19 protein-coding genes are annotated in these 19,106 nt (G+C 67.5%); 5 read left to right on the forward strand and 14 right to left on the reverse strand.

Features of this window, described 5'->3' with window-relative positions; genetic code table 11:
- Positions 1-100 precede the first annotated feature (100 nt).
- Positions 101-1,597, forward strand: a complete 1,497-nt coding sequence (locus FHR72_RS13225) for a gamma-aminobutyraldehyde dehydrogenase (RefSeq protein WP_183468596.1) — start codon at positions 101-103, stop codon at positions 1,595-1,597.
- A 106-nt stretch (positions 1,598-1,703) separates the two neighbouring features.
- Here FHR72_RS13225 and FHR72_RS13230 read toward each other — a convergent pair whose 3' ends face one another.
- Positions 1,704-2,567 carry a universal stress protein gene (locus FHR72_RS13230; protein ID WP_183468598.1) on the reverse strand — a complete coding sequence of 288 codons (864 nt, stop codon included), beginning with the start codon at positions 2,565-2,567 and terminating at the stop codon, positions 1,704-1,706.
- A 16-nt stretch (positions 2,568-2,583) separates the two neighbouring features.
- On the reverse strand, positions 2,584-4,095 hold the full coding sequence (locus FHR72_RS13235; RefSeq protein WP_183468600.1) for an APC family permease: 1,512 nt from the start codon (positions 4,093-4,095) through the stop codon (positions 2,584-2,586).
- A 120-nt stretch (positions 4,096-4,215) separates the two neighbouring features.
- On the opposite strand from FHR72_RS13235, the gene FHR72_RS13240 reads away from it, so the two are divergent.
- Positions 4,216-5,112, forward strand: coding sequence for a sigma-70 family RNA polymerase sigma factor (locus FHR72_RS13240; RefSeq protein WP_183468602.1), 897 nt, complete (start codon positions 4,216-4,218; stop codon positions 5,110-5,112).
- 57 nt (positions 5,113-5,169) lie between these two features.
- Here FHR72_RS13240 and FHR72_RS13245 read toward each other — a convergent pair whose 3' ends face one another.
- The gene (locus FHR72_RS13245; protein WP_183468604.1) at positions 5,170-6,372 is read right to left on the reverse strand and encodes an NADH:flavin oxidoreductase; all 1,203 of its coding nucleotides are present in this window, start codon (positions 6,370-6,372) and stop codon (positions 5,170-5,172) included.
- A 37-nt stretch (positions 6,373-6,409) separates the two neighbouring features.
- Here FHR72_RS13245 and FHR72_RS13250 point away from each other — a divergent pair, with 37 nt between their 5' ends.
- A complete protein-coding gene (locus FHR72_RS13250) occupies positions 6,410-7,417 on the forward strand; it encodes an SDR family NAD(P)-dependent oxidoreductase (RefSeq protein WP_311736135.1) in 1,008 nt (335 codons plus the stop codon).
- On the opposite strand, the gene FHR72_RS13255 is transcribed toward FHR72_RS13250, so the two are convergent.
- From FHR72_RS13255 to FHR72_RS13275, 5 genes are all read right to left on the reverse strand, one after another.
- On the reverse strand, positions 7,367-7,963 hold the full coding sequence (locus tag FHR72_RS13255) for a TetR/AcrR family transcriptional regulator (RefSeq protein ID WP_183468606.1): 597 nt from the start codon (positions 7,961-7,963) through the stop codon (positions 7,367-7,369). The genes FHR72_RS13250 and FHR72_RS13255 overlap by 51 nt on opposite strands.
- A gap of 56 nt (positions 7,964-8,019) precedes the next feature.
- Positions 8,020-8,859, reverse strand: coding sequence for an SDR family oxidoreductase (locus FHR72_RS13260; protein WP_183468608.1), 840 nt, complete (start codon positions 8,857-8,859; stop codon positions 8,020-8,022).
- Between the two features lie 16 nt (positions 8,860-8,875).
- Positions 8,876-10,036: an MCE family protein gene (locus FHR72_RS13265; protein ID WP_183468610.1), complete on the reverse strand. Its 1,161-nt coding sequence runs from the start codon at positions 10,034-10,036 to the stop codon at positions 8,876-8,878.
- Positions 10,029-11,084 carry an MCE family protein gene (locus FHR72_RS13270; protein WP_183468612.1) on the reverse strand — a complete coding sequence of 352 codons (1,056 nt, stop codon included), beginning with the start codon at positions 11,082-11,084 and terminating at the stop codon, positions 10,029-10,031. Before FHR72_RS13270 ends, FHR72_RS13265 begins: the two co-directional genes overlap by 8 nt.
- A gap of 109 nt (positions 11,085-11,193) precedes the next feature.
- Positions 11,194-11,766 carry a carboxymuconolactone decarboxylase family protein gene (locus FHR72_RS13275; RefSeq protein WP_183468614.1) on the reverse strand — a complete coding sequence of 191 codons (573 nt, stop codon included), beginning with the start codon at positions 11,764-11,766 and terminating at the stop codon, positions 11,194-11,196.
- A 69-nt stretch (positions 11,767-11,835) separates the two neighbouring features.
- Between FHR72_RS13275 and FHR72_RS13280 the strand changes: the two genes are divergently transcribed.
- Positions 11,836-13,038 carry an AI-2E family transporter gene (locus FHR72_RS13280; protein ID WP_183468616.1) on the forward strand — a complete coding sequence of 401 codons (1,203 nt, stop codon included), beginning with the start codon at positions 11,836-11,838 and terminating at the stop codon, positions 13,036-13,038.
- 7 nt (positions 13,039-13,045) lie between these two features.
- Here the strand turns inward: FHR72_RS13280 and FHR72_RS13285 are convergent, their stop codons facing one another.
- On the reverse strand, positions 13,046-13,549 hold the full coding sequence (locus tag FHR72_RS13285; RefSeq protein WP_183468618.1) for a CGNR zinc finger domain-containing protein: 504 nt from the start codon (positions 13,547-13,549) through the stop codon (positions 13,046-13,048).
- Positions 13,550-13,634: 85 nt separating this feature from the next.
- Here FHR72_RS13285 and FHR72_RS13290 point away from each other — a divergent pair, with 85 nt between their 5' ends.
- Complete coding sequence (locus FHR72_RS13290; RefSeq protein WP_183468620.1) at positions 13,635-14,501, forward strand: alpha/beta fold hydrolase; 867 nt, start codon at positions 13,635-13,637, stop codon at positions 14,499-14,501.
- 17 nt (positions 14,502-14,518) lie between these two features.
- On the opposite strand, the gene FHR72_RS13295 is transcribed toward FHR72_RS13290, so the two are convergent.
- The 5 genes from FHR72_RS13295 to sdhC all read right to left on the reverse strand — a co-directional run bounded on the left by FHR72_RS13295 (position 14,519) and on the right by sdhC (position 18,886).
- Positions 14,519-15,337 carry an alpha/beta hydrolase gene (locus FHR72_RS13295; RefSeq protein WP_311736142.1) on the reverse strand — a complete coding sequence of 273 codons (819 nt, stop codon included), beginning with the start codon at positions 15,335-15,337 and terminating at the stop codon, positions 14,519-14,521.
- Positions 15,338-15,435: 98 nt separating this feature from the next.
- On the reverse strand, positions 15,436-16,212 hold the full coding sequence (locus FHR72_RS13300; RefSeq protein ID WP_183468624.1) for a succinate dehydrogenase iron-sulfur subunit: 777 nt from the start codon (positions 16,210-16,212) through the stop codon (positions 15,436-15,438).
- Between the two features lie 4 nt (positions 16,213-16,216).
- Entirely contained in the window at positions 16,217-17,971 is a 1,755-nt protein-coding gene (gene sdhA, locus FHR72_RS13305) for a succinate dehydrogenase flavoprotein subunit (protein ID WP_183468626.1), read from the reverse strand.
- 13 nt (positions 17,972-17,984) lie between these two features.
- The gene (locus tag FHR72_RS13310; RefSeq protein ID WP_183468628.1) at positions 17,985-18,458 is read right to left on the reverse strand and encodes a succinate dehydrogenase hydrophobic membrane anchor subunit; all 474 of its coding nucleotides are present in this window, start codon (positions 18,456-18,458) and stop codon (positions 17,985-17,987) included.
- A complete protein-coding gene (sdhC, locus tag FHR72_RS13315; protein WP_183468630.1) occupies positions 18,458-18,886 on the reverse strand; it encodes a succinate dehydrogenase, cytochrome b556 subunit in 429 nt (142 codons plus the stop codon). Before sdhC ends, FHR72_RS13310 begins: the two co-directional genes overlap by 1 nt.
- Positions 18,887-19,106: the final 220 nt, after the last annotated feature.

Here is a 19,106-nt window from a genome sequence, read left to right on the forward strand (position 1 = left end):
CGTCGTGGCAAGCAACCATGACGGCGAAATCAATTGTTCGAGCCATCTGTGGGTGCGGTATGCGTAGCTTTGGCGCAGTGCGCGCGATAGCGTTGCCCCTATGACTGTCGCTCATACCGTCACCCTCGGGGGAAGCTGGATCAACGGCGCTCAGGTCGAGACCGGGGGTCCGGTCCACCAGGTGATCAACCCTGCGACCGGTGATCCCGTGGCCGAATTCGCTCTCGCTCAGCCCGCCGACGTCGACGCAGCGGTGTCGGCGGCACGCACGGCGCTTCCCGGGTGGGCCGGAGCGACCCCGGCGGAGCGATCGTCGGTGCTGGCCAAGCTCGCGAAGCTGGCCGATGAGGCCTCGGAGCTGCTGGTCGCCGAGGAGGTGAGCCAGACCGGCAAGCCGGTGCGCCTGGCCACCGAGTTCGACGTTCCGGGCAGCGTCGACAACATCGACTTCTTCGCCGGCGCGGCACGCCACCTCGAGGGCAAGGCCTCCGCGGAGTACTCGGGCGACCACACGTCGTCCATTCGCCGGGAAGCCGTCGGCGTGGTCGCGACCATCACGCCGTGGAACTACCCGCTGCAGATGGCGGTGTGGAAGGTGATCCCGGCCCTGGCCGCAGGCTGTTCGGTGATCATCAAGCCCGCGGAGATCACGCCGTTGACGACGCTGACGCTCGCGCGGCTGGCGTCCGAGGCAGGCCTGCCCGACGGCGTGCTGAACGTGGTCACCGGTGCCGGCGTCGACGTCGGCACCGCGCTGGCCGGACACGCCGACGTGGACATGGTCACCTTCACCGGGTCGACGCCGGTGGGCCGCAAGGTCATGCTGGCCGCCGCCGCGCATGGGCACCGGACCCAGCTGGAACTCGGGGGCAAGGCCCCGTTCGTGGTGTTCGACGACGCCGACCTCGACGCCGCGATCCAGGGCGCGGTGGCCGGCGCCCTGATCAACACCGGGCAGGACTGCACGGCGGCGACGCGGGCGATCGTCGCGCAGTCGCTCTACGACGACTTCGTGGCCGGGGTCGGCGAGGTGATGTCCAAGATCGTGGTCGGTGACCCGCAGGACCCGGACACGGATCTGGGTCCGCTGATCTCGCTGGCGCACCGGGCCAAGGTCGCAGGCATGGTCGAGCGGGCGCCGGGGGAGGGCGGTCGGATCGTCACCGGCGGGGTTGCGCCGGAGGGGCCGGGCTCGTTCTACCGGCCGACGCTGATCGCCGATGTGTCCGAGCAGTCGGAGGTGTGGCGCGACGAGATCTTCGGCCCGGTGCTGACAGTGCGGCCGTTCACCGACGACGACGATGCGCTGCGGCAGGCCAACGACACGGCCTATGGGTTGGCCGCATCGGCGTGGACGCGCGATGTGTATCGCGCACAACGGGCTTCGCGCGAGATCCATGCCGGTTGCGTGTGGATCAACGACCACATCCCGATCATCTCGGAGATGCCGCACGGCGGGTTCGGAGCGTCAGGCTTCGGCAAGGACATGAGCCAGTACTCGCTCGAGGAGTACCTGTCGATCAAGCACGTGATGAGCGACATCACCGGTGCGGTCGACAAAGAGTGGCACCGCACGATCTTCACCAAGCGGGGCTAGGAGTCGGCACCGCGAGCGCGCGTGTCTGCACGCCGCCGCGCCGCCACTAGTGGCATTCGGCGCGCGCTCGCGAGCCACCAGCGCGCGTGCACAGCCGCGCGCGGCGCTAGTCGTCGTCGCGCGGTACCACGATCACCGGTACGTCGACTCCCGCGAGGATGCGCGCGGCGGTCGACCCGAGGAAGATCCGGCGCGGCGCGGCGAACCGCGAGGAGCCCACGACGAGCAGGTCGCCGTCGTCCCACTTCAGTTTCTTCAGCGCCGACTCCAGCGTCATCCCGTCGGCGACCAGCGATTCGATGTCGGGGGCGTCGGGCAGCGCCCGTGCCGCCAGGGCCAGGTTCTCCTCGGCGGCTGTACGCTGCAGGGCCCGAACCTCTTTGGCGCTGCCGGCTTCGGCGAGGTTCTCCGCCGACACCAGTGACAACATCCGGACACGCAGTCCCGCAGCGCTGGCGAGGGTGATCGTGAATGGCAGCGGGTTGTCGTCACCGGGTTTGGTCGGCACTGCTGCCGTGACCGCGGTGATGGCCTCGTCCGGATCCTCGGCGTAGCCGCGCGGTGCCAGCGCCACCGGGATCGTCGAGGTGTGCAGCAGGGCGCCGGTGACCGGACCGATGGTGTGCCTGCCGAAGAAGCCGTCGCGAGCCCCGCCGACGACGATCATGTCCGAGGACCTGCTCTCGGCGAACGCGACCAACTCCTGGGCGAACGACTCGCCGACGATCACCGACGATCCAGCCGTGACCCCGTCGGACTCCAGCGACGCAACGGCTTTGGCGACCCACTGCTCGCCACGCTGCACGAGCAGCTGCTGGTATTCGGCGCGCCCGGGGTGCCCGTCGGGCAGTTCCTCCCGGACCACGATCACGACGTCCACGGTCGCGTCGAAGGTGGTGGCCAACGCGCTGGCGAGTGCGATGCCGTCGTCCCCGGTCGGGGTGGCGAGGTAGCCTACGGTCAAATGCATTGCTGAGCCAGCCTTCTCAGTAGGTATCCAGAACTTTGACTTCGGTCGACGCGTCCAGCGTCTCGCCGCGGAAGAACCGCTTCGTGCCGAAGGCGAAGCAGGCCAGCATCAGCGGAACGCCGAGCACCAGCATGCCGACGCCGAGCACGAACACCCCGCCGATCGATCCGAACGCGGTGTAGCCGTAGTCCGGCGAGATCATGTCCTTGGCGCTGATCCCGAACGCGGCGGCCATCGCGATGCCGCCCAGGAGCGGGAAGATGCCGCGGAAGAACAGGTTCCGCACCGAGGTGAACAACGTTGCGCGGAAGTACCAGACACACGCGAACGCGGTGATGCCGTAGTAGAAGGCGACCGCCAGCCCCAGTGACGCGACCGAGTCGAGCAGCGCGTTCTCCGACAGAACCTTCAGCACGAGGTAGAAGAACAGCGCCGAGACGCCCATCACGATGGTGCCGAACGCCGGCGTCATGTAGCGCGGGTGCACGCTGGCGAACCGTTTCGGGATGGCTTCGTAGACCGCCATCGACAGCATGCCGCGCGCGGTGGGCAGGATCGTGGTCTGGGTCGACGACAGCGCCGACACCGACACCGTGAGAAGCAGTGCGGAGGCGGCGATCTGGCCGGCGACGGGTTCACCGAGAACCGTGAGCACGTCGTCGGTGTTGTTCGGGTTGTTCAGCCCCACCCCCACCTCACCGAAACCGGCGAACGACTGCAGCGCGTAGGCGACCAGCACGTAGGTGCAGACCAGGATCAGAGTGGTGATGACGGCGGCGATGCCGGGCGTCTTGCCGGGGTCCTTGGTCTCCTCGCCGACGGCCAGGCAGGCGTCCCATCCCCAATAGATGAAAATGCAGAGGATGACCGCGGCGGCGATCTGCGAGACGTCCAGCCCGCTGGGCCACAGCCAGGACAGCTGCGGGGTGATCGCCTGCGCGCCGGCGCTGTCGGAGAACACCCGCACGAGCGCGATGACGCTGACGACGATCAGCACCCCGAACTGGATCACGATCAGCACGTTCTGCACGCGTTCGCTGACGACGATGCCGCGCGCGGACAACAACGTCATCGCGATGATGAAGAAGCAGCCGAGCCCGACGGTCGCCGGCACGCTCTCGGCCAGGTTGTCCAGTCCGAGGAACGCATACAGGTAGATGGCGGCGATCTCGGCGACGTTGGCCAGCACGATGATCGCCGACACCGCCAGACCCCAGCCGCCGATCCAGCCGATCCACGGGCCGAACGCCTTCACACCCCACGTGAACGTCGTGCCGCAGTCGGGGGTGTCCTGCGAGAGTTCCTTGTACGCGAACGCGACGAGCAGCATGGGGATGAAGGCCAGCACGAACATCGACGGCGCCTTCTCCTGCACCTCGAGCACGACATAGCCCAGAGTCGCCGCGAGGCTGTAGGCGGGCGCGACGGCCGCCAGCCCGATGACGACGTTGCCGACGAGGCCCAGCGCGCCCGCCTGCAACCCCTTGGCGCCGACGGCGGGAGTCGACGGATCCTCCGTGATAGCCATGGGCGCAATATACGGTTCCGCCAATACCTGTGCGTCCCGTACGCGGAAATCGTTGCAGGTAGCGATGTTTGCCTTCGATACCGCTACCGTTGCTGTTCGCGCTGCCGATAGACTTTCGGCATGACGGCCGGCGCACGCGTCGACGAATTCCAGCGGGTGCGACCCCACCTGCTGGCAGTGGCGTATCGACTGACCGGCACCGTCGCCGACGCGGAGGACATCGTCCAGGATGCGTGGCTGCGGTGGGATCGGAGCCGAGGCACGGCCGTCGACGATGTGAAGGCGTGGTTGACTACCGTGGTCAGCCGCCTCGCGGTGGACCGCCTGCGGTCGGCGGCCCATCGGCGCGAGACCTACGTCGGGGAGTGGCTGCCCGAACCGGTGGTGACGGCACTCGACGGGTCCGATCCGCTGGCCGAGGTGGTGGCCGGTGAGGACGCCCGGTTCGCCGCGATGGTCGTGTTGGAGAACCTGACGCCGGATCAACGGGTGGCGTTCGTGCTGCACGACGTATTCGGGGTGCCGTTCGGCGAGATCGCGCAGGTGCTCGGATCCTCGCCGGAGTCGGCGCGCCAGCTCGCTTCACGCGCCCGGCGGGCCGTGTCCGGCGCGCCGCCGCCTGCGGCCGATCATGCCGAGGTGGTCGGAAAGCTGTTGGCCGCCATGGCGTCCGGGGATCTGGCGGCCGTGGTGTCGCTGCTGCACCCGGAGGTGACGTTTACGGGTGACTCGAATCGTCGTGCGCCGACCGCGGCCCGGGTCATTCACGGCCGCGACAAGGTGGCTCGTTTCCTGCTGGGCCTGACGCAGCGGTACGGTGCCCGGCGCCTGTTCGACAGCGGGGTGGCCGGTCTGGTCAACGGCGAACTCGGCGTGTACTCGCCGGGCGCTGAGGCCACCGACGATGCGCCCGCGATCGCACCCCGCATCCAGGCGATGACCGTGCGGGACGGCCGGGTGGTGGCGATCTACGACATCGCCAACCCCGACAAGTTCACCGGCTCACCTCTGCGCTGATCCGCTGCACCGCGAGCGCGCGCGTCTGCACAGCGGCACGCCGCCCCGCCTGGCTTTTCATGCACGGTCGCGCGCCGCGAGCGCTGCCACCCTGTCCTCGCGCAGCACGCAGTGGGTGCCGCTGTACACGGTCGGCATGCATTTCATGCAGTGGACGCACAGGCTCTCACCGCCCTGATCGGCCTGGAAACGATTGACCAGACTCGGCTCTCGCAGCAATGCCCTTCCCAGAGCGACGAATTCGAATCCTTCGCTGATCGCGTTCTCCACGGTGTCGAGGCGGTTGATGCCGCCGAGGAGCATCAGCGGCATCGACAGCGCCTCGCGGAACTGACGCGCCAGCGGGAGGAAGAACCCCTCTTCGAACGGGTAGGTGCGGAAGAGGCGCCGCCCGATGACTCTGAGCCCGAGCCCCACCGCGGCGGGCTGTGAGGCGATGAATTCGTCCATCGGGACCTCGCCGCGGAAGTAGTACATGGGGTTCTGCAGCGAGCTGCCGCCGGTCAGTTGCAGGGCGTCGAGATGACCGTCGGCTTCGAGAAGCCGTGCGGTCGGCACACTGTCGGTCAGCCAGAAGCCCCGGCGCACGCCGTCGTCCATGTTGAATTTGGCCGTCACTGCGACGCCGTCGCCGACAGCCACCCTGACCCGCTCGGCGACGCGGCGGGCCAGTTCGGCACGACGGACGGTGTCGCCACCGTATCGGTCGGTGCGTCTGTTGAGGTTCGGGCTGAAGAACGAGCTCAGCAGATAGCCGTGCCCCATGTGGATTTCGATCGCGTCGAACCCCGCCTCCACGGCGTTCGCGGCGGCCGCGCCGAAATCGTCGACGACCTCGTCGAGCTGTTCGGCGGTCGCGCCCTTCACCAGGCCCATCGCGGGTGCGCTCAACCGCGTCGACGGCGACAGCGTCGACGTCCGGTTGGACAGCGTGTTGGCGACCAGCCCGGCGTGGCCGATCTGCGCGCAGGCCAATGCGCCGGCCTCGTGCACCGCCGTCGTCAGCCGCTGTAACTGCAGGGCACGTTCCCGGTCCAGCACGATGGTGTCGCGGTGCACCCTGCCGCCGGGTGAAATCGCGCAGTAGGCAACGGTGGTCATCGCCGCACCGCCTCGCGCGACCTCGGTGTGGAAGTCGACGAGGGCATCGCTGACCTGCCCGCGCGGCATCACGCCTTCGAATGTCGCGGCCTTGACGAAGCGATTCTTGAGCGTGAGTGGACCCAGCGTGGTGGGGGTGAAAGCTTGTATCGATACCATTGGCATCGAATCTAGCACCGAGGACGAGGAGTGGACAGTGCGCGTCGCGATGACCGGAGCCACGGGGTACTTGGGTGCACACACGGCGCGGGCCGTGCTGGAGGCCGGTCATCACGTGCAGGTCCTGGTGCCCGCGCACGAACGTGCCGCACCGGTGATCGATCGCCTGCGCGCGTCGGGCTCGGTGAGCGTGGTCGTCGGCGACGTGCGTCGGAGGGAGGACATCGACCGGGTGCTGACCGGGGTCGACGCCGTCATCCACGCGGCCGGGGTGGTGGGTACCGACGAGCGCCGCACGGCCCTGATGTGGGAGGTCAACGCCCATGGCACGGAGACGGTTCTGCGCCGCGGTGTCGAGCGGGGGCTGGACCCCGTGGTGTCGGTCAGCAGCTACAGCGCGCTGTTCCCGCCACCGGACGGACTGATATCGCTGGACACCCCGACGACAGAGGGCCGCAGCGCCTACGCGAGGACGAAGGCGTACGCCGACCGTGTCGCCCGGGAATTGCAGGCCGCCGGCGCCCCGGTCGTGGTCACCTACCCGTCGAGCGTCGTCGGCCCGCCGTTCGGCACCGCACCGGGTGTCACCGAACAGGGGTGGGCGCCGATCGTGCGGTGGGCTCTGGCGCCGAGAATCGATGGTGGCATGCAGATGATCGATGTCCGTGACGTCGCCGAGGTGCATGCCCGGCTGCTGCAGCCCGGACGGGGCCCGCGCCGTTACCTCTGCGGGGGAGTCCTTCTGGCCTTCGACGAGATGATCGACGCACTGGAAAACGGGATGGGGCGCCGCATTCGGCGGTTACCCGTGCCGCGCAGGGCGCTGCTGGCAGCGGCCCGCGTGAGCGACGTCGCCGCACAGTTTCTCCCGGTGTCGGCCGGGCTGAGCTATGAAGCGGCGATGCTGTTGACCGCCGGCACACCCACCGACGACAGCGTCACCCTGGCGGACCTGAACATGACATGGCGGCCGCCGCAGCTCGCCATCATGGAGTCACTTCGCGCCCACGCTGGTCAGCAGCAGTTCGGTGATCCGATCGCGTAGCGCATCGGAGTCGTCCTCCACCGCGATCGTGGTCATGAACAGCGCGGCGCCGGCAGCCATCACGAGCACGGCCCGGGCATCAAGGTCCGCTCGCCGACGCTGGGCCGGTGTTCGGGCCTGCAGGTGTTCGGTGAAGAGCTGCACCGCAGGGCCGCTGAAGTTCGCCCACAATGCTTTTCGCATGTCGTCGTTTTCCCGCAGTGCCAGGAGCAGGCCGGGAACAGCCTCCCGGACGTCTGCGGCGCTGAACAGCTCATGGCTACCGCGCACGACCCATTCGATCCAGCCCGACAGATCGGTGCCCGAGAACGGTGAGAGATCGGGTGTCTCCCCGAGGATCGCGTGCAGCACGAGTTCCGCCTTCGACGCCCAGCGGCGGTTCAGGCTGGACCGACCGACCCCGGCCCGGGTGGCCACCATCCGGACGCTCAGGTCATCCCAACCCACCTCGAGCAGCAGTTCGCGCGTCGCCGAGAGCACGCGCTGGTCGATCGAGGCGTCACGCGGCCGCCCGCCCGCGCCGGCGCGCGTCTCTTCCTCGGTCATCGTGTCGATTCAACCGCATCTCGCCACGCCGCGGCACAGGGGGCAATGTGCGCTGGTCAGCCGAGGAAGCGCCGTACGTAGGCGGGCACCCTGCGCACCGGCACGGGTTTGGGCCAATCGTCGGAGCGGAAATGGGCTTCGGTTCCCCCGTCGAGGACGATGACGCTCCCGCACAGGAAATCGGCGGCGTCGGACAGCATGAAGTGGATCCAGCGGCCCATCGACTCGGCGTCGGCGAACCGGCCGACGGGGATCGGGAATCGGCGTACCGCCTTACTCTGCTGGGGTCGGGCCAACTGCTCCCCAAGCAGCGGGGTCATGACAGCGCCCGGGGCGAGCACGTTTAGCCGGATGCCCGCACCGATCCACTGAGGCTCGACGGCGCGTCGTCGCACCCATCGGGTAATGGCGATCTTCGAGGCGGCATAGACGACGGGCGGACGCACCGGCCCGAAGGGGCGCACGCTGCGCAACGCGGCGTCCACATCGCCGGCCAGCAACGCCCGGACCGTCCGGCGGGGAACCGCGGGCGTGGTCGTGGTCGAATTGCTGCCCACCACCACCACTTTCGCGTTCGCAGACTCGGCCAGCGCGCAGCGCCACGTGCCCAGCAGGTCAACCACCCCCAGGTAGTTGACTTCGGCGATCGACCGCAGGCGTGCCGACCCTCCGGTCGGTCCGAGACCGGCAGCCAGGACGGCGCCGTCGAGCCGACCGTCACCGGCTGCCAACACCGCCCGTGCGGCTTCGAAGCGGCCGGCGCGCGTCGACAGGTCGGCGACGATGTCGGCGCGGTGGCGGTCGACACCGATCACCGTATGGCCGTCGGCGCGAAGCATGCGTGCGGTGGCCGCACCCATCCCCGACGCCGATCCGGTGACGGCGTAGACACCCATCGCGTGATCCTCCCGCCTACGGCCCGTCGTGCTGGGTCGCAGCACCGGGCGGGACGACAAAGGGGTCGGCAGCCTGACCGGACAGATTCGCCGTTGCCCCCGCCAAAAAGTCGGGAGCGTTGACGAGCTCGTTCAGCCGCTTCATGTTCGGATCTGCGAAGGAGGTGGTCAGGAATGATTCACCCATGCGCCGCACCGTCAGGTCGAACGTCGAGAAGACGTTGAGGTAGTCGCCGCGGACCGCATTGGCGAGGTACTTGTAGTGGAACGGGAACGTCGGTAGGAACTCCAGACTCTTGACGAGGTTGTCGGCATCGTCGTTGAGCGCCTTGACGACCGGAAACAGGTCGGTCAGGTCCGCCGCGAAGTCGGTCTTGGTCTGGGCCAGCATCCGCTGCGCGACGGTGGCGAAACTCCTCAGGGCGGTGAACGCATCGACGATCCGGGTGCGGTTTCTGTCCAGCACCATCAGGGCGCCGGGCAGCGACTCAAGGGTGCGGCCGAGGTCATCCCTGCCGCGAGCGAGGATTCCGGCGAACCGGTCGAGGCCCTCGATCGCGCGGACGATGTCCGCGGTCTGACGCTCGAGGGCGCTTGTCAGTTCGGCCAGTCGCGGCACCAGTTCCCGGAAGGTACCGGCCCTGCCTGCGACCGCGGCGTACACCTCGTCGCCGATGTCCTGAAGCGCTCCGAGGTTGCCCTTGTTGACCACGATTCCCAACGCGGACAACACTTCTTCGGTGCTCGGATAGCGGGAACCCCGGTCGAGGGTGATGCGTGACCCCTCGGAGAGTCGGCCGTGAGCGCGTTGCCGTGTCGGCGGAACCAACTCGATGTGCTGGCTGCCCAGCAGTGAGGTCTGCGCGACGCGAGCGGTCGCGTCCGTCGGCAGATCGACCGTTGCGTCCAACGACAACCGGACGGTGGCGAAGATCGTGCTGTCGGGCCGCTGCACGACGTCGATGCCGGATACGCTGCCCACGGTCACGTCATCGACCATCACCGGCGAGTTCTGGGGCAGGGTGCCGACATCGGGGAGGTCCACGGTGATGGTGAACGAGCCGGGGCCGTGGCCCGCCGTGCCCGGCATGTTCAAGGAATTGAGGCCTCCCTGGCACCCGGTCAAGACGACGAGACCGGTGACGGAAAGTGCCGCCAGTCGCGCGGTGTCACCCATTTTCCGAACAGCGCCCCTTACTGGGATCGGGAGGTCCACCGAACGGGATGAGGATGTCGCTGCCCGCCGGGCCGTTGATCTTGATTCGAGTCGAGCAGAAGTAGATGTTGAAGAAAGCGCCATATGCGCCAAGGGAGTTGAGGCGCAGGTAATTTTCTGCCAGGGGTTCGATGACTTTGTTGATGTCGTCTTTGCGTTCATCCAGGCGCTGGGCCAACGGCCGGACGTTCTCTATCACCCCTTGGACGGGGCGTCTGCTGCCCTCCAGCATTTCGGTCAGGTCGGTCTCCGCCGATGCCAGCGGTGCGATCGCACCGGCGATGGGGTCGCGGCCTGCGGCGAGAACGGAGATCAGCTTCTGCAGGGTGTCCACGCTCGCGTCGAACTGGGCCCCCTTGTCGTCGACGATGCTCAGCACCGTGTTCAGGTGAGAGATCACGTCGCCGATGACCTGATCGCGGGCGGCCAGGTCCTGGGTGAAAGCACTGGTGCTGGAGAGCATTTCGGACAGCGCGCCGTTATTTCCCTGCAGCAGCTCGATCACCGCGTCACTGATCGCGTTGATCTTGTCGCCGTCGAGGCCCTTGATGACCGGGCGCAACCCGCCCAGCAGTGCGTCGAGATCCAGGGCGGCCCTGGTGTTCTGCGCGGGGATGGTCGACCCGGGGGGCAGCTCGACGAGTTCGCCGGGGCTGAAGGTGAGTTCGAGGTAGCGGTCGCCGATGAGGTTCTCGTAGCGGATGTGCGCCTGGGTGGACTCGTACAGCCGGTACCGCGGATCGACGTCGAAGGCCACGGCCACCGTATTGTCGGCCCGCAGTTCGACGGATTGCACGGTGCCGACAGCCATTCCGGCCATCCGGACATCCTGGCCCGACTTCACTCGGGACGCGTCCGCGAAGATCGCGGAGTAGGTGTTGCCCGAGGTGTATCGGAACTGGCCGAAGACGGTGACCAGCGCGGCGAAGACGAGCAGCATCGACACGCTGAAGGCGATCACCTTCACCGCGGTCGCGTCAGGCCGCACCGCCGTTGCGAAGATCCGCATGCCCCGTCCTCGTAGTTACGATTCCACTGGCCTCGTAACCTAGCACCGGTGGGCCGTCAGGGAAACCCTGTGTCTGCCGGCGGGAGTGGTCGCCCTCGGGGCTGGGGTGTCACGTCGCCCACGGCACCCGGCAGGCGTCGGAGCTGAAGCCCTGTTCGGTGATGCCCAGCGCGGCGTTCACACGGGCACGCATGTTCTCCACGCCGATCTGGTAGGTCAGCTCGATGACACCCTTGTCGCCGAACCGGTCGCGCAGGTCGGCGACCTGGGCGTCGGTGACGGTGTGCGGATCGGTCGTGACGGCCTGCGCATAGGCGATCGCCGCACGCTCGTCGTCGGTGAAGCTGGGTGACGTCGCATAGTCGTCGATGTCTTCGAGGCGGGCGAGATCCAGGCCGTCGAGGCGCATCAGCATCGCGCCGAAGTCCACGCACCACGAGCAACCGATCTGGCGGGCGACCCAGTACACCGCAAGTTCGCGCACGCTGGCCGGAAGTTCGGTGGACGCACGTTCGAGCATCCCCTCGTGGGCGGCGCCCGCCATCATGAGGCCCGGATGGTGGGCGTAGATCGCGAACGGTTCGGGCACCTCGCCGAAGCGGCGTTTGGCATAGCGCCACATCAGCCGGGTGACGAGCGATGCGCGGTGCGGGGGGAGGGGGTCGATGCGTGTGATGGTCATATCGGTGAGACGAGACGACCCGCTCACATGTGACACGTTGAACCGGGCTCCGGCGGGTACGAAGGGTGCGTGGACAACAACACGACGGCTTTTCCCAACCGCGGCTCGGTCTACGCCGCCCATCTACGGTCGAGTGCCGTCGCCGCGGCGCAGCTCATCGCCGTGGCCGCTGCGCTGTGGGTACTGGCCTGGGTCATCGGCAAGGCATGGGTGATCGTCCTGCCGGTGGCGCTGGCACTCGTCATCTGCACGGTGCTGTGGCCGCCGGTGCGCTGGCTGCGGAACAAGGGCGTGCCGCCCGCCGCGGCTGTCCTACTGGCGCTCCTGGTGGCCGTCGGCGTGATCGGGGGACTGGTCGCCGCCGTGGCCCCCGCGATCGTCGAGCAGTCCACCGAGCTTGCCGAGCAGGCCACCGCCGGTGTGGTCCAGGTCCGCGACTGGCTCGGCGGACCGCCTCTCAACATCAGTGAGGCGCAACTCAATTCGGCCGTCGCGGCCATCACCGACCGCCTGAACTCCAGCAGCGCGCAGATCGCCTCGGGTGTGTTCACCGGCGTAGGCGCCGCGACCTCGGCGCTGGTCACGGTGTTCACGGCGGTGGTCGTCACCTTCTTCCTCCTCAAGGACGGGCCCGGCTTCATCCCCTGGCTGCGCCGCACCGTCGGGAATCCCGCCGCGCCGCATCTGGCGGAGGTGCTGAATCGCGTCTGGGCCACGCTCGGGGGATTCATTCGAACGCAGGCGCTGGTCAGCCTCGTCGACGCGGTGCTGATCGGCATCGGGCTGGTCATTCTGGGTGTCCCGCTGGCCTACGCCCTCGCGATCATCACGTTCATCGGTGGATTCGTGCCGATCGTCGGCGCCTTCGTCGCCGGCGGCCTCGCCGTGCTGATCGCGCTCGTCGCCAACGGGCCGGTGAACGCGCTGATCGTGCTCGGCATCATCCTGGCCGTGCAGCAGTTGGAGGGCAACGTGCTGCAGCCGTGGCTGCAGTCGAAGTCGATGAAGCTGCACGCCGTCATCGTGTTGCTCGCGGTCACGCTCGGCGCGTCGACCTTCGGTGTCATCGGGGCGTTCCTGGCCGTGCCGGTCGCCGCCGCCGCGGCGGTCATCATCCGGTACTACGGCGAACAGGTCGGAAAGAGGGCCGGTGAGGGCGTGGGGGGCGAGTCCGAAGACGCCGAGAACGCCGACGCCGAGAACACCGACACCGAGAAAGCCGGCACCGACGAGAAAGCCGGCACCGCCGACGAGAAAGCCGACGTCCCGTAACCCCCGGTCAGCTCTTCGAGCGCTGGTAGTGCCTGCGTGCTTTCATCCGGTTGCCGCAGATCGCCATCGAACACCAGCGTGCCGTGTTCGGCTTGCTCCGGTCGATGAGGAACAGCCGGCATTCGGTGTTCGCGCACGGGCGTAGCCGGCCGGGGCTGTGAACGCGGAGGCCGTCCCAGGCCAGGACGGCCCGTGCCGGCGCGCCGGCGCCGGTGAGCTCCCAGGACACGCCCGCGTCCCCAACGGCCGGGGTGAGGCTCACGCCGTCGAGAAAGCGGTCCAGGACGGTCGGGGCCGCCTCGCCGCGCACCACCCGCTGTAGTGCCTCACGAACATCGACGAGCGCCGCGCGCTCCTCGGCGGTCGCGTCGATGCCGTGCGCGGTCATCCAGGTCGACGCGGCCGCAAGGTCCGACAGCTCGTCGGTCGGAACGTCGTCCACGACCGGCGTCGTGTTGAGCAGGTCGAGCAGAAATGCCTCGTCACCGCCTGTCGTCGCAGACACGTCCATAACTAACCTCCAAACTGCTCTTGACAGGTTACCTGATCGTGCGTTGACTATGTCTAACCACTAAAAAGTTGAAAGGAAGTTAGTCATGGGGCAGGTCCACCACCGCTACGCCACCGTCGACGGCCGCCGGGTCTTCTACCGCGAGGCCGGCGACCCCGGCGCTCCGGTCATCGTCCTGCTGCACGGGTTCCCGACGAGCTCGTTCATGTTCCGCAACCTGATCCCCGAACTGAGCGACCGCTATCACGTTCTCGCGCCCGACTACCTCGGCTTCGGATACTCCGACGCCCCGCCGGTCGAGGACTTCGACTACACCTTCGACGCCTTGACCGCGTCGGTTGCCGGGTTGCTGGCCCAGCTCGGCGTCACCCGCTACGCGATCTATGTCCAGGACTACGGCGCGCCCGTCGGCTGGCGGCTGGCACTGCGCGATCCGGGGGCCATTACCGCGATCATCACGCAGAACGGCAACGGTTACGACGCCGGGTTCGTCGCCGACGGCTGGGCGCCGGCCTGGGATTACCAGCGTGAGCAGACGCCCGCGACCGAAGCCGCGCTGCGGGGGATCCTGACCCTGGAGGCGACCAGAATGCAGTACGTCGCCGGCGTTCCGGACGAGTCCGTTGTCAGCCCCGACACGTGGTTTCACGACTACGCGCTGCTGTCGCGGCCGGGCAACGACCGGATCCAGTTGAAGCTCTTCCTCGACTACGCGACCAATCCGAAGATCTATCCCGCGCTACACGACTATCTGCGCGCGAGTGCTGTTCCGCTGCTGGCGGTCTGGGGCGACAAGGATCCGTTCTTCGGGCCCGACGGAGCGCGCGCCTTCGCCGCCGACGCCGTCGACGCGGAGATTCATCTGTTCGACGGCGGCCACTTCCTGCTCGAAAGCGACCTCGGCGCGGTGACGGCCCTGATCCGGGACTTCCTGGCCCGGCGCCTGCCGTGACGTCCGCGCGCTGCGCGTCAGTCCACCGCAGCCCGGACGTCGGCGACGATCAGGTCGTACATGCGCCGGGTCACGTCGGTGTCGTCGCTCATGATGTTGTATCCGTGATCCACGCCGGGAACATCATGGTGGCGGACGAGTGACCCTGCGGTGCGCAGCTTTTCGGCGTAACGCACGGCTTCGTCTCGAAGTCGGTCGTACTCCGTGGTGATGACCACGGCCGGCGCGATGCCTGCGATGTCGTCGGCGTTGGAGCCCCAAGCCGGCGAGGCGAGGCGATGTGCTCGATCCCCGCGGTCGGGGATGTAGGCGGTGTCGAAGACTTCGCCCATCCACGGCTTGAGGATCGCGCGCAACCCGAGCGGAGAGGACTTCTGAGACGTCGGGGTGACCAGATCCAGGGGCGCATAGTGCAATACCTGGAGGGCGATGCGAGGCCCACCCTCCTCCAGCGCCATCCGGGACACCGCCGCCGAAAGGTTTCCCCCGGCGCTCTGACCGCCCACGCACAACCGGGTGCCGTCCCAGTCGCGGTCGGGTGCGGCGGCCCAGCGCAGCACGTCGAACACCTGCTCCGCCGCGGCGGGGAACCGATGCTGCGGTGCGAGAACGTAATCGACGTTGACGACGACCACCCCGGCGTGCGCCGCGAGGTACCGGCACCACGGGTCGTCCTGGTCGGGATGACCGACGACGAAGCCGCCACCGTGCACGTTGACGTAGACCGCGGGACGTGTGGTGCCGCCCGGGGGTCGGTAGATCGTCACCGAGGTGGGCCCGTGACGTGTGTCGACGACAGCGGTGCTGCTGTCGCCCGCGATCTCGGGAAACCGCACACCCGGTTTCGGTGCAGGGTCGACGACCCGGGCGAACACTCGCGCCAGGCCGTCGGCGACGGGCCCCCAGGACAGGATCGACATGAAACCCGAAAGGACTAGCGCGCGAACATCAGTGCGCGTTTGACTTCCTGGATCGCCTTGGTGACCTGGATGCCACGCGGGCAGGCCTCCGTGCAATTGAAGGTCGTGCGGCAGCGCCACACCCCGTCGACGTCGTTGAGGATGTCGAGCCGCTCGGCGGCACCTTCGTCGCGCGAGTCGAAGATGAACCGGTGCGCGTTGACGATCGCGGCCGGGCCGAAGTAGGACCCTTCGCTCCAGTACACCGGGCAGCTCGTGGTGCAGCACGCGCACAGGATGCACTTGGTGGTGTCGTCGTAGCGGGCGCGGTCGGTCTGGCTCTGAATCCGTTCGCGCGTCGGCTGATTGCCCGAGGTGATCAGGTACGGCTTGATGGCCCGGAACGCGTCGAAGAACGGCTCCATGTCGACCACGAGGTCTTTCTCCACGGGCAGGCCGCGGATCGGCTCGATGGTGATGGTCAGTTGCTTCTTGGGGTTCTTCGGGAGCATGTCGCGCATCAGCACCTTGCACGCCAACCGGTTGACGCCGTTGATCCGCATCGCGTCCGATCCGCACACGCCGTGGGCGCAGGACCGGCGGAACGTCAAGGTGCCGTCCAGGTACCACTTCACGTAGTGCAGCAGGTTGAGAAGACGGTCCGAGGGCAGACACGGCACGCGGAAGCTCTGCCACCCGGCGTCGTCGGGGGCCTCCGGGTTGAACCGGGCGATCTTCAGGGTCACCATCACCGCGCCCTCGGGCACCGGGGGAGTGGTGGTGTCGTCCTTCTCAATGGCTGGAGCGCTCATGTGCTCAGTACTTCCGTTCCATCGGTTCGTACCGCGTCTGGACCACGGGCTTGTAGTCCAACCGGATGTCACTCAGAAGGTCCGAGCCTTCCTTGTACGCCATGGTGTGGCGCATGTAATTGGTGTCGTCGCGGTTGGGGTAGTCCTCGCGGGCGTGTCCGCCGCGGGACTCCTTGCGGTTGAGCGCACCGACCACGGTGACCTCGGCGAGCTCGAGCAGGAAGCCGAGCTCGATGGCCTCGAGCAGGTCGCTGTTATAGCGCTTGCCCTTGTCCTGCACCGTGATTCGCGAGTAACGCTCCTTGAGTGCGTGGATGTCGGTCAGCGCCTGCTTGAGGGTCTCCTCGGTGCGGAACACCGCGGCGTTGTTGTCCATCGACTGCTGCAGCGCACCGCGGATGTCGGCGACGCGCTCGTTGCCGTGCTCGGACAGGATGTCGCCGACCCAGCCGACCACCATCTCGGCAGGGCTTTCAGGCAGGTCCACGAAGTCATGTCCCAGTGCGTAGTTCGCAGCCGCGATGCCGGCGCGACGGCCGAAGACGTTGATGTCGAGCAGCGAGTTGGTGCCCAGGCGGTTGGCGCCGTGCACCGACACGCACGCGCACTCGCCGGCGGCGTACAGACCCGGGATGACGGTGGTGTTGTCCGAGAGCACCTGCCCGTTGACGGTCGTCGGGATGCCGCCCATGACGTAGTGGCACGTCGGGTAGACGGGCACGAGCTCCTTGACCGGGTCCACGCCGAGGTAGGTGCGGGCGAACTCGGTGATGTCGGGGAGCTTGGCCTCCAGCACGTCCTCGCCGAGATGGCGCACGTCGATGTAGACGTAGTCCTTGTTGGGTCCGGCGCCGCGACCTTCGAGCACTTCGAGCACCATCGAGCGCGCAACGATGTCGCGGGGCGCCAGGTCGACGATCGTCGGCGCGTAGCGCTCCATGAACCGCTCGCCCTCTCCGTTGAGCAGTCGCCCGCCCTCGCCGCGCACGGCCTCGGAGATCAGGATGCCCAGGCCGGCCAGACCTGTCGGGTGGAACTGGTGGAACTCCATGTCCTCCAGGGGAAGTCCCTTGCGGAAGATGATGCCCAGGCCGTCACCGGTCAGCGTGTGTGCGTTCGACGTGGTCTTGTACATGCGGCCCGAGCCGCCGGTGGCGAAGACGATCGCCTTGGCGTGGAACACGTGGATGTCACCGGTGGCGAGCTCGTAGGCGATCACGCCGGTGGCGACCGGACCCGACGGGGTGTCGGTCAAAGCGATGTCGAGCGCGTAGTACTCGTTGAAGAACTCGACGTCGTGCTTGACGCAGTTCTGGTACAGCGTCTGCAGGATCATGTGACCGGTGCGGTCGGCGGCGTAGCACGCGCGGCGCACGGGGGCTTTGCCGTGGTCGCGGGTGTGCCCGCCGAAGCGGCGCTGGTCGATGCGGCCTTCGGGGGTGCGGTTGAACGGCATCCCCATCTTCTCCAGGTCCAGCACCGCGTCGATGGCCTCTTTGGCCATGATCTCGACGGCGTCCTGGTCGGCGAGGTAGTCGCCGCCCTTGACGGTGTCGAAGGTGTGCCATTCCCAGTTGTCTTCCTCGACGTTGGCCAGCGCGGCGCACATGCCGCCCTGCGCCGCACCGGTGTGCGAGCGTGTCGGGTAGAGCTTGGTCAGCACCGCGGTGCGGACGCGGGGCCCGGACTCGACGGCCGCCCGCATGCCGGCGCCACCGGCGCCGACGATGACGACGTCGTAGCGGTGTTCAACAATCATTGGGCTCTCCGTTTCAGGAAATCGACGCGTCGAACGTCAGCAGCACATAGGTCCCGAGTACCAGCGTGAACGCCATGGACAGCGCCAGCAGCGTGTTCAGCCAGAACTTCGTCGAGTCCTTGCGGGTGTAGTCGGCGATGATCGTGCGCATCCCGTTGCCGCCGTGCAGCTGGGCCAGCCACAACAGCAGCAGGTCCCAGGTCTGCCAGAACGGCGAGGACCAGCGCTCGGCGACGTAATTGAAGTCGATGCGGTACACACCGTCTTCCCACATCAGCATGATGAACAGATGCCCCAGCGCGAGGAAGACCAGCACGATTCCTGAGAAGCGCATGAACAGCCAGGTGTACTTCTCGAAGTTCGGCATTCCGCCGGCGCGCCGCGGCGCCCGGGGGTTGTCCAGGCCGGCGGGGCGGTCGAAGCTGCGCTGCATGACGGGCGCCGGACCGCCGCGGTCGCTGATGTGGTCGTAGGGGTTCTCGGCCATCACAAAAACCTCTCCGCCATGTGCATGCCGATGACGCCGAGCGAGGCGATGAAAACCACGAGGAAGACCCCGGCGATCACCCACAGCATCGTGCGTTGGTGGCGCGGACCCTCCGACCAGAAGTCGATCAGGATGATCCGGATGCCGTTGAGGGCGTGGTACAGAACCGCGGCGACCAGACCGATCTCCATGAGCCCGATGATCGGGGTCTTGTAGGTCTCGATGATCTCGTTGTAGGCCTGCGGGCTGACCCGCACCAGCGCGGTGTCGAGCACGTGGACGAACAGGAAGAAGAAGATGGTGGCACCGGAGATGCGGTGAAGTACCCAGGACCACATGCCCGGGTCGCCACGGTAGAAAGTGCGGCGCCGCGCAGGCCGTGACCGCGGTGCCGGTAAATCGGTATCGGCTGGTGTTGCCGTACTCATAAGACCCTCCAACGCCATCGGTGGAGGCTTGGAACTCGGTGCTGTTTACCTGGGACCCAAACCTCGGGGCGACTCTAATCCCCTTTGTACTGTTGAACGAACTAGCGTGAAGCGATATGCCCGCCCCGAGAGGGGCAAGTTAGGGTCGCCTATCTGGGACTTCGGGTTACGGGACGGGGTGTTCGGAATGCATTCAGACTCAGCTCGGATGGCGTGACGC

The sequence above is a fragment of the Mycolicibacterium iranicum genome (assembly GCF_014190915.1).
Taxonomy (GTDB): domain Bacteria; phylum Actinomycetota; class Actinomycetes; order Mycobacteriales; family Mycobacteriaceae; genus Mycobacterium; species Mycobacterium iranicum_B.

What these genes read in the sequence shown, in the direction of transcription:
- FHR72_RS13260 (WP_183468608.1), bottom strand. Translation starts at nt 8,859, where the DNA reads ATGGGTGTCTACGCCGTCACCGGATCGGCGTCGGGGATGGGTGCGGCC.
- FHR72_RS13235 (WP_183468600.1), bottom strand. Translation starts at nt 4,095, where the DNA reads ATGGCTATCACGGAGGATCCGTCGACTCCCGCCGTCGGCGCCAAGGGG.
- FHR72_RS13285 (WP_183468618.1), bottom strand. Translation starts at nt 13,549, where the DNA reads ATGGACGTGTCTGCGACGACAGGCGGTGACGAGGCATTTCTGCTCGAC.
- FHR72_RS13275 (WP_183468614.1), bottom strand. Translation starts at nt 11,766, where the DNA reads ATGACCATCACACGCATCGACCCCCTCCCCCCGCACCGCGCATCGCTC.
- FHR72_RS13245 (WP_183468604.1), bottom strand. Translation starts at nt 6,372, where the DNA reads ATGGTATCGATACAAGCTTTCACCCCCACCACGCTGGGTCCACTCACG.
- FHR72_RS13230 (WP_183468598.1), bottom strand. Translation starts at nt 2,567, where the DNA reads ATGCATTTGACCGTAGGCTACCTCGCCACCCCGACCGGGGACGACGGC.
- FHR72_RS13310 (WP_183468628.1), bottom strand. Translation starts at nt 18,458, where the DNA reads ATGGCCGAGAACCCCTACGACCACATCAGCGACCGCGGCGGTCCGGCG.
- FHR72_RS13290 (WP_183468620.1), top strand. Translation starts at nt 13,635, where the DNA reads ATGGGGCAGGTCCACCACCGCTACGCCACCGTCGACGGCCGCCGGGTC.
- FHR72_RS13240 (WP_183468602.1), top strand. Translation starts at nt 4,216, where the DNA reads ATGACGGCCGGCGCACGCGTCGACGAATTCCAGCGGGTGCGACCCCAC.
- FHR72_RS13255 (WP_183468606.1), bottom strand. Translation starts at nt 7,963, where the DNA reads ATGACCGAGGAAGAGACGCGCGCCGGCGCGGGCGGGCGGCCGCGTGAC.
- FHR72_RS13270 (WP_183468612.1), bottom strand. Translation starts at nt 11,084, where the DNA reads ATGCGGATCTTCGCAACGGCGGTGCGGCCTGACGCGACCGCGGTGAAG.
- FHR72_RS13225 (WP_183468596.1), top strand. Translation starts at nt 101, where the DNA reads ATGACTGTCGCTCATACCGTCACCCTCGGGGGAAGCTGGATCAACGGC.
- sdhC (WP_183468630.1), bottom strand. Translation starts at nt 18,886, where the DNA reads ATGAGTACGGCAACACCAGCCGATACCGATTTACCGGCACCGCGGTCA.
- FHR72_RS13265 (WP_183468610.1), bottom strand. Translation starts at nt 10,036, where the DNA reads ATGGGTGACACCGCGCGACTGGCGGCACTTTCCGTCACCGGTCTCGTC.
- sdhA (WP_183468626.1), bottom strand. Translation starts at nt 17,971, where the DNA reads ATGATTGTTGAACACCGCTACGACGTCGTCATCGTCGGCGCCGGTGGC.
- FHR72_RS13300 (WP_183468624.1), bottom strand. Translation starts at nt 16,212, where the DNA reads ATGAGCGCTCCAGCCATTGAGAAGGACGACACCACCACTCCCCCGGTG.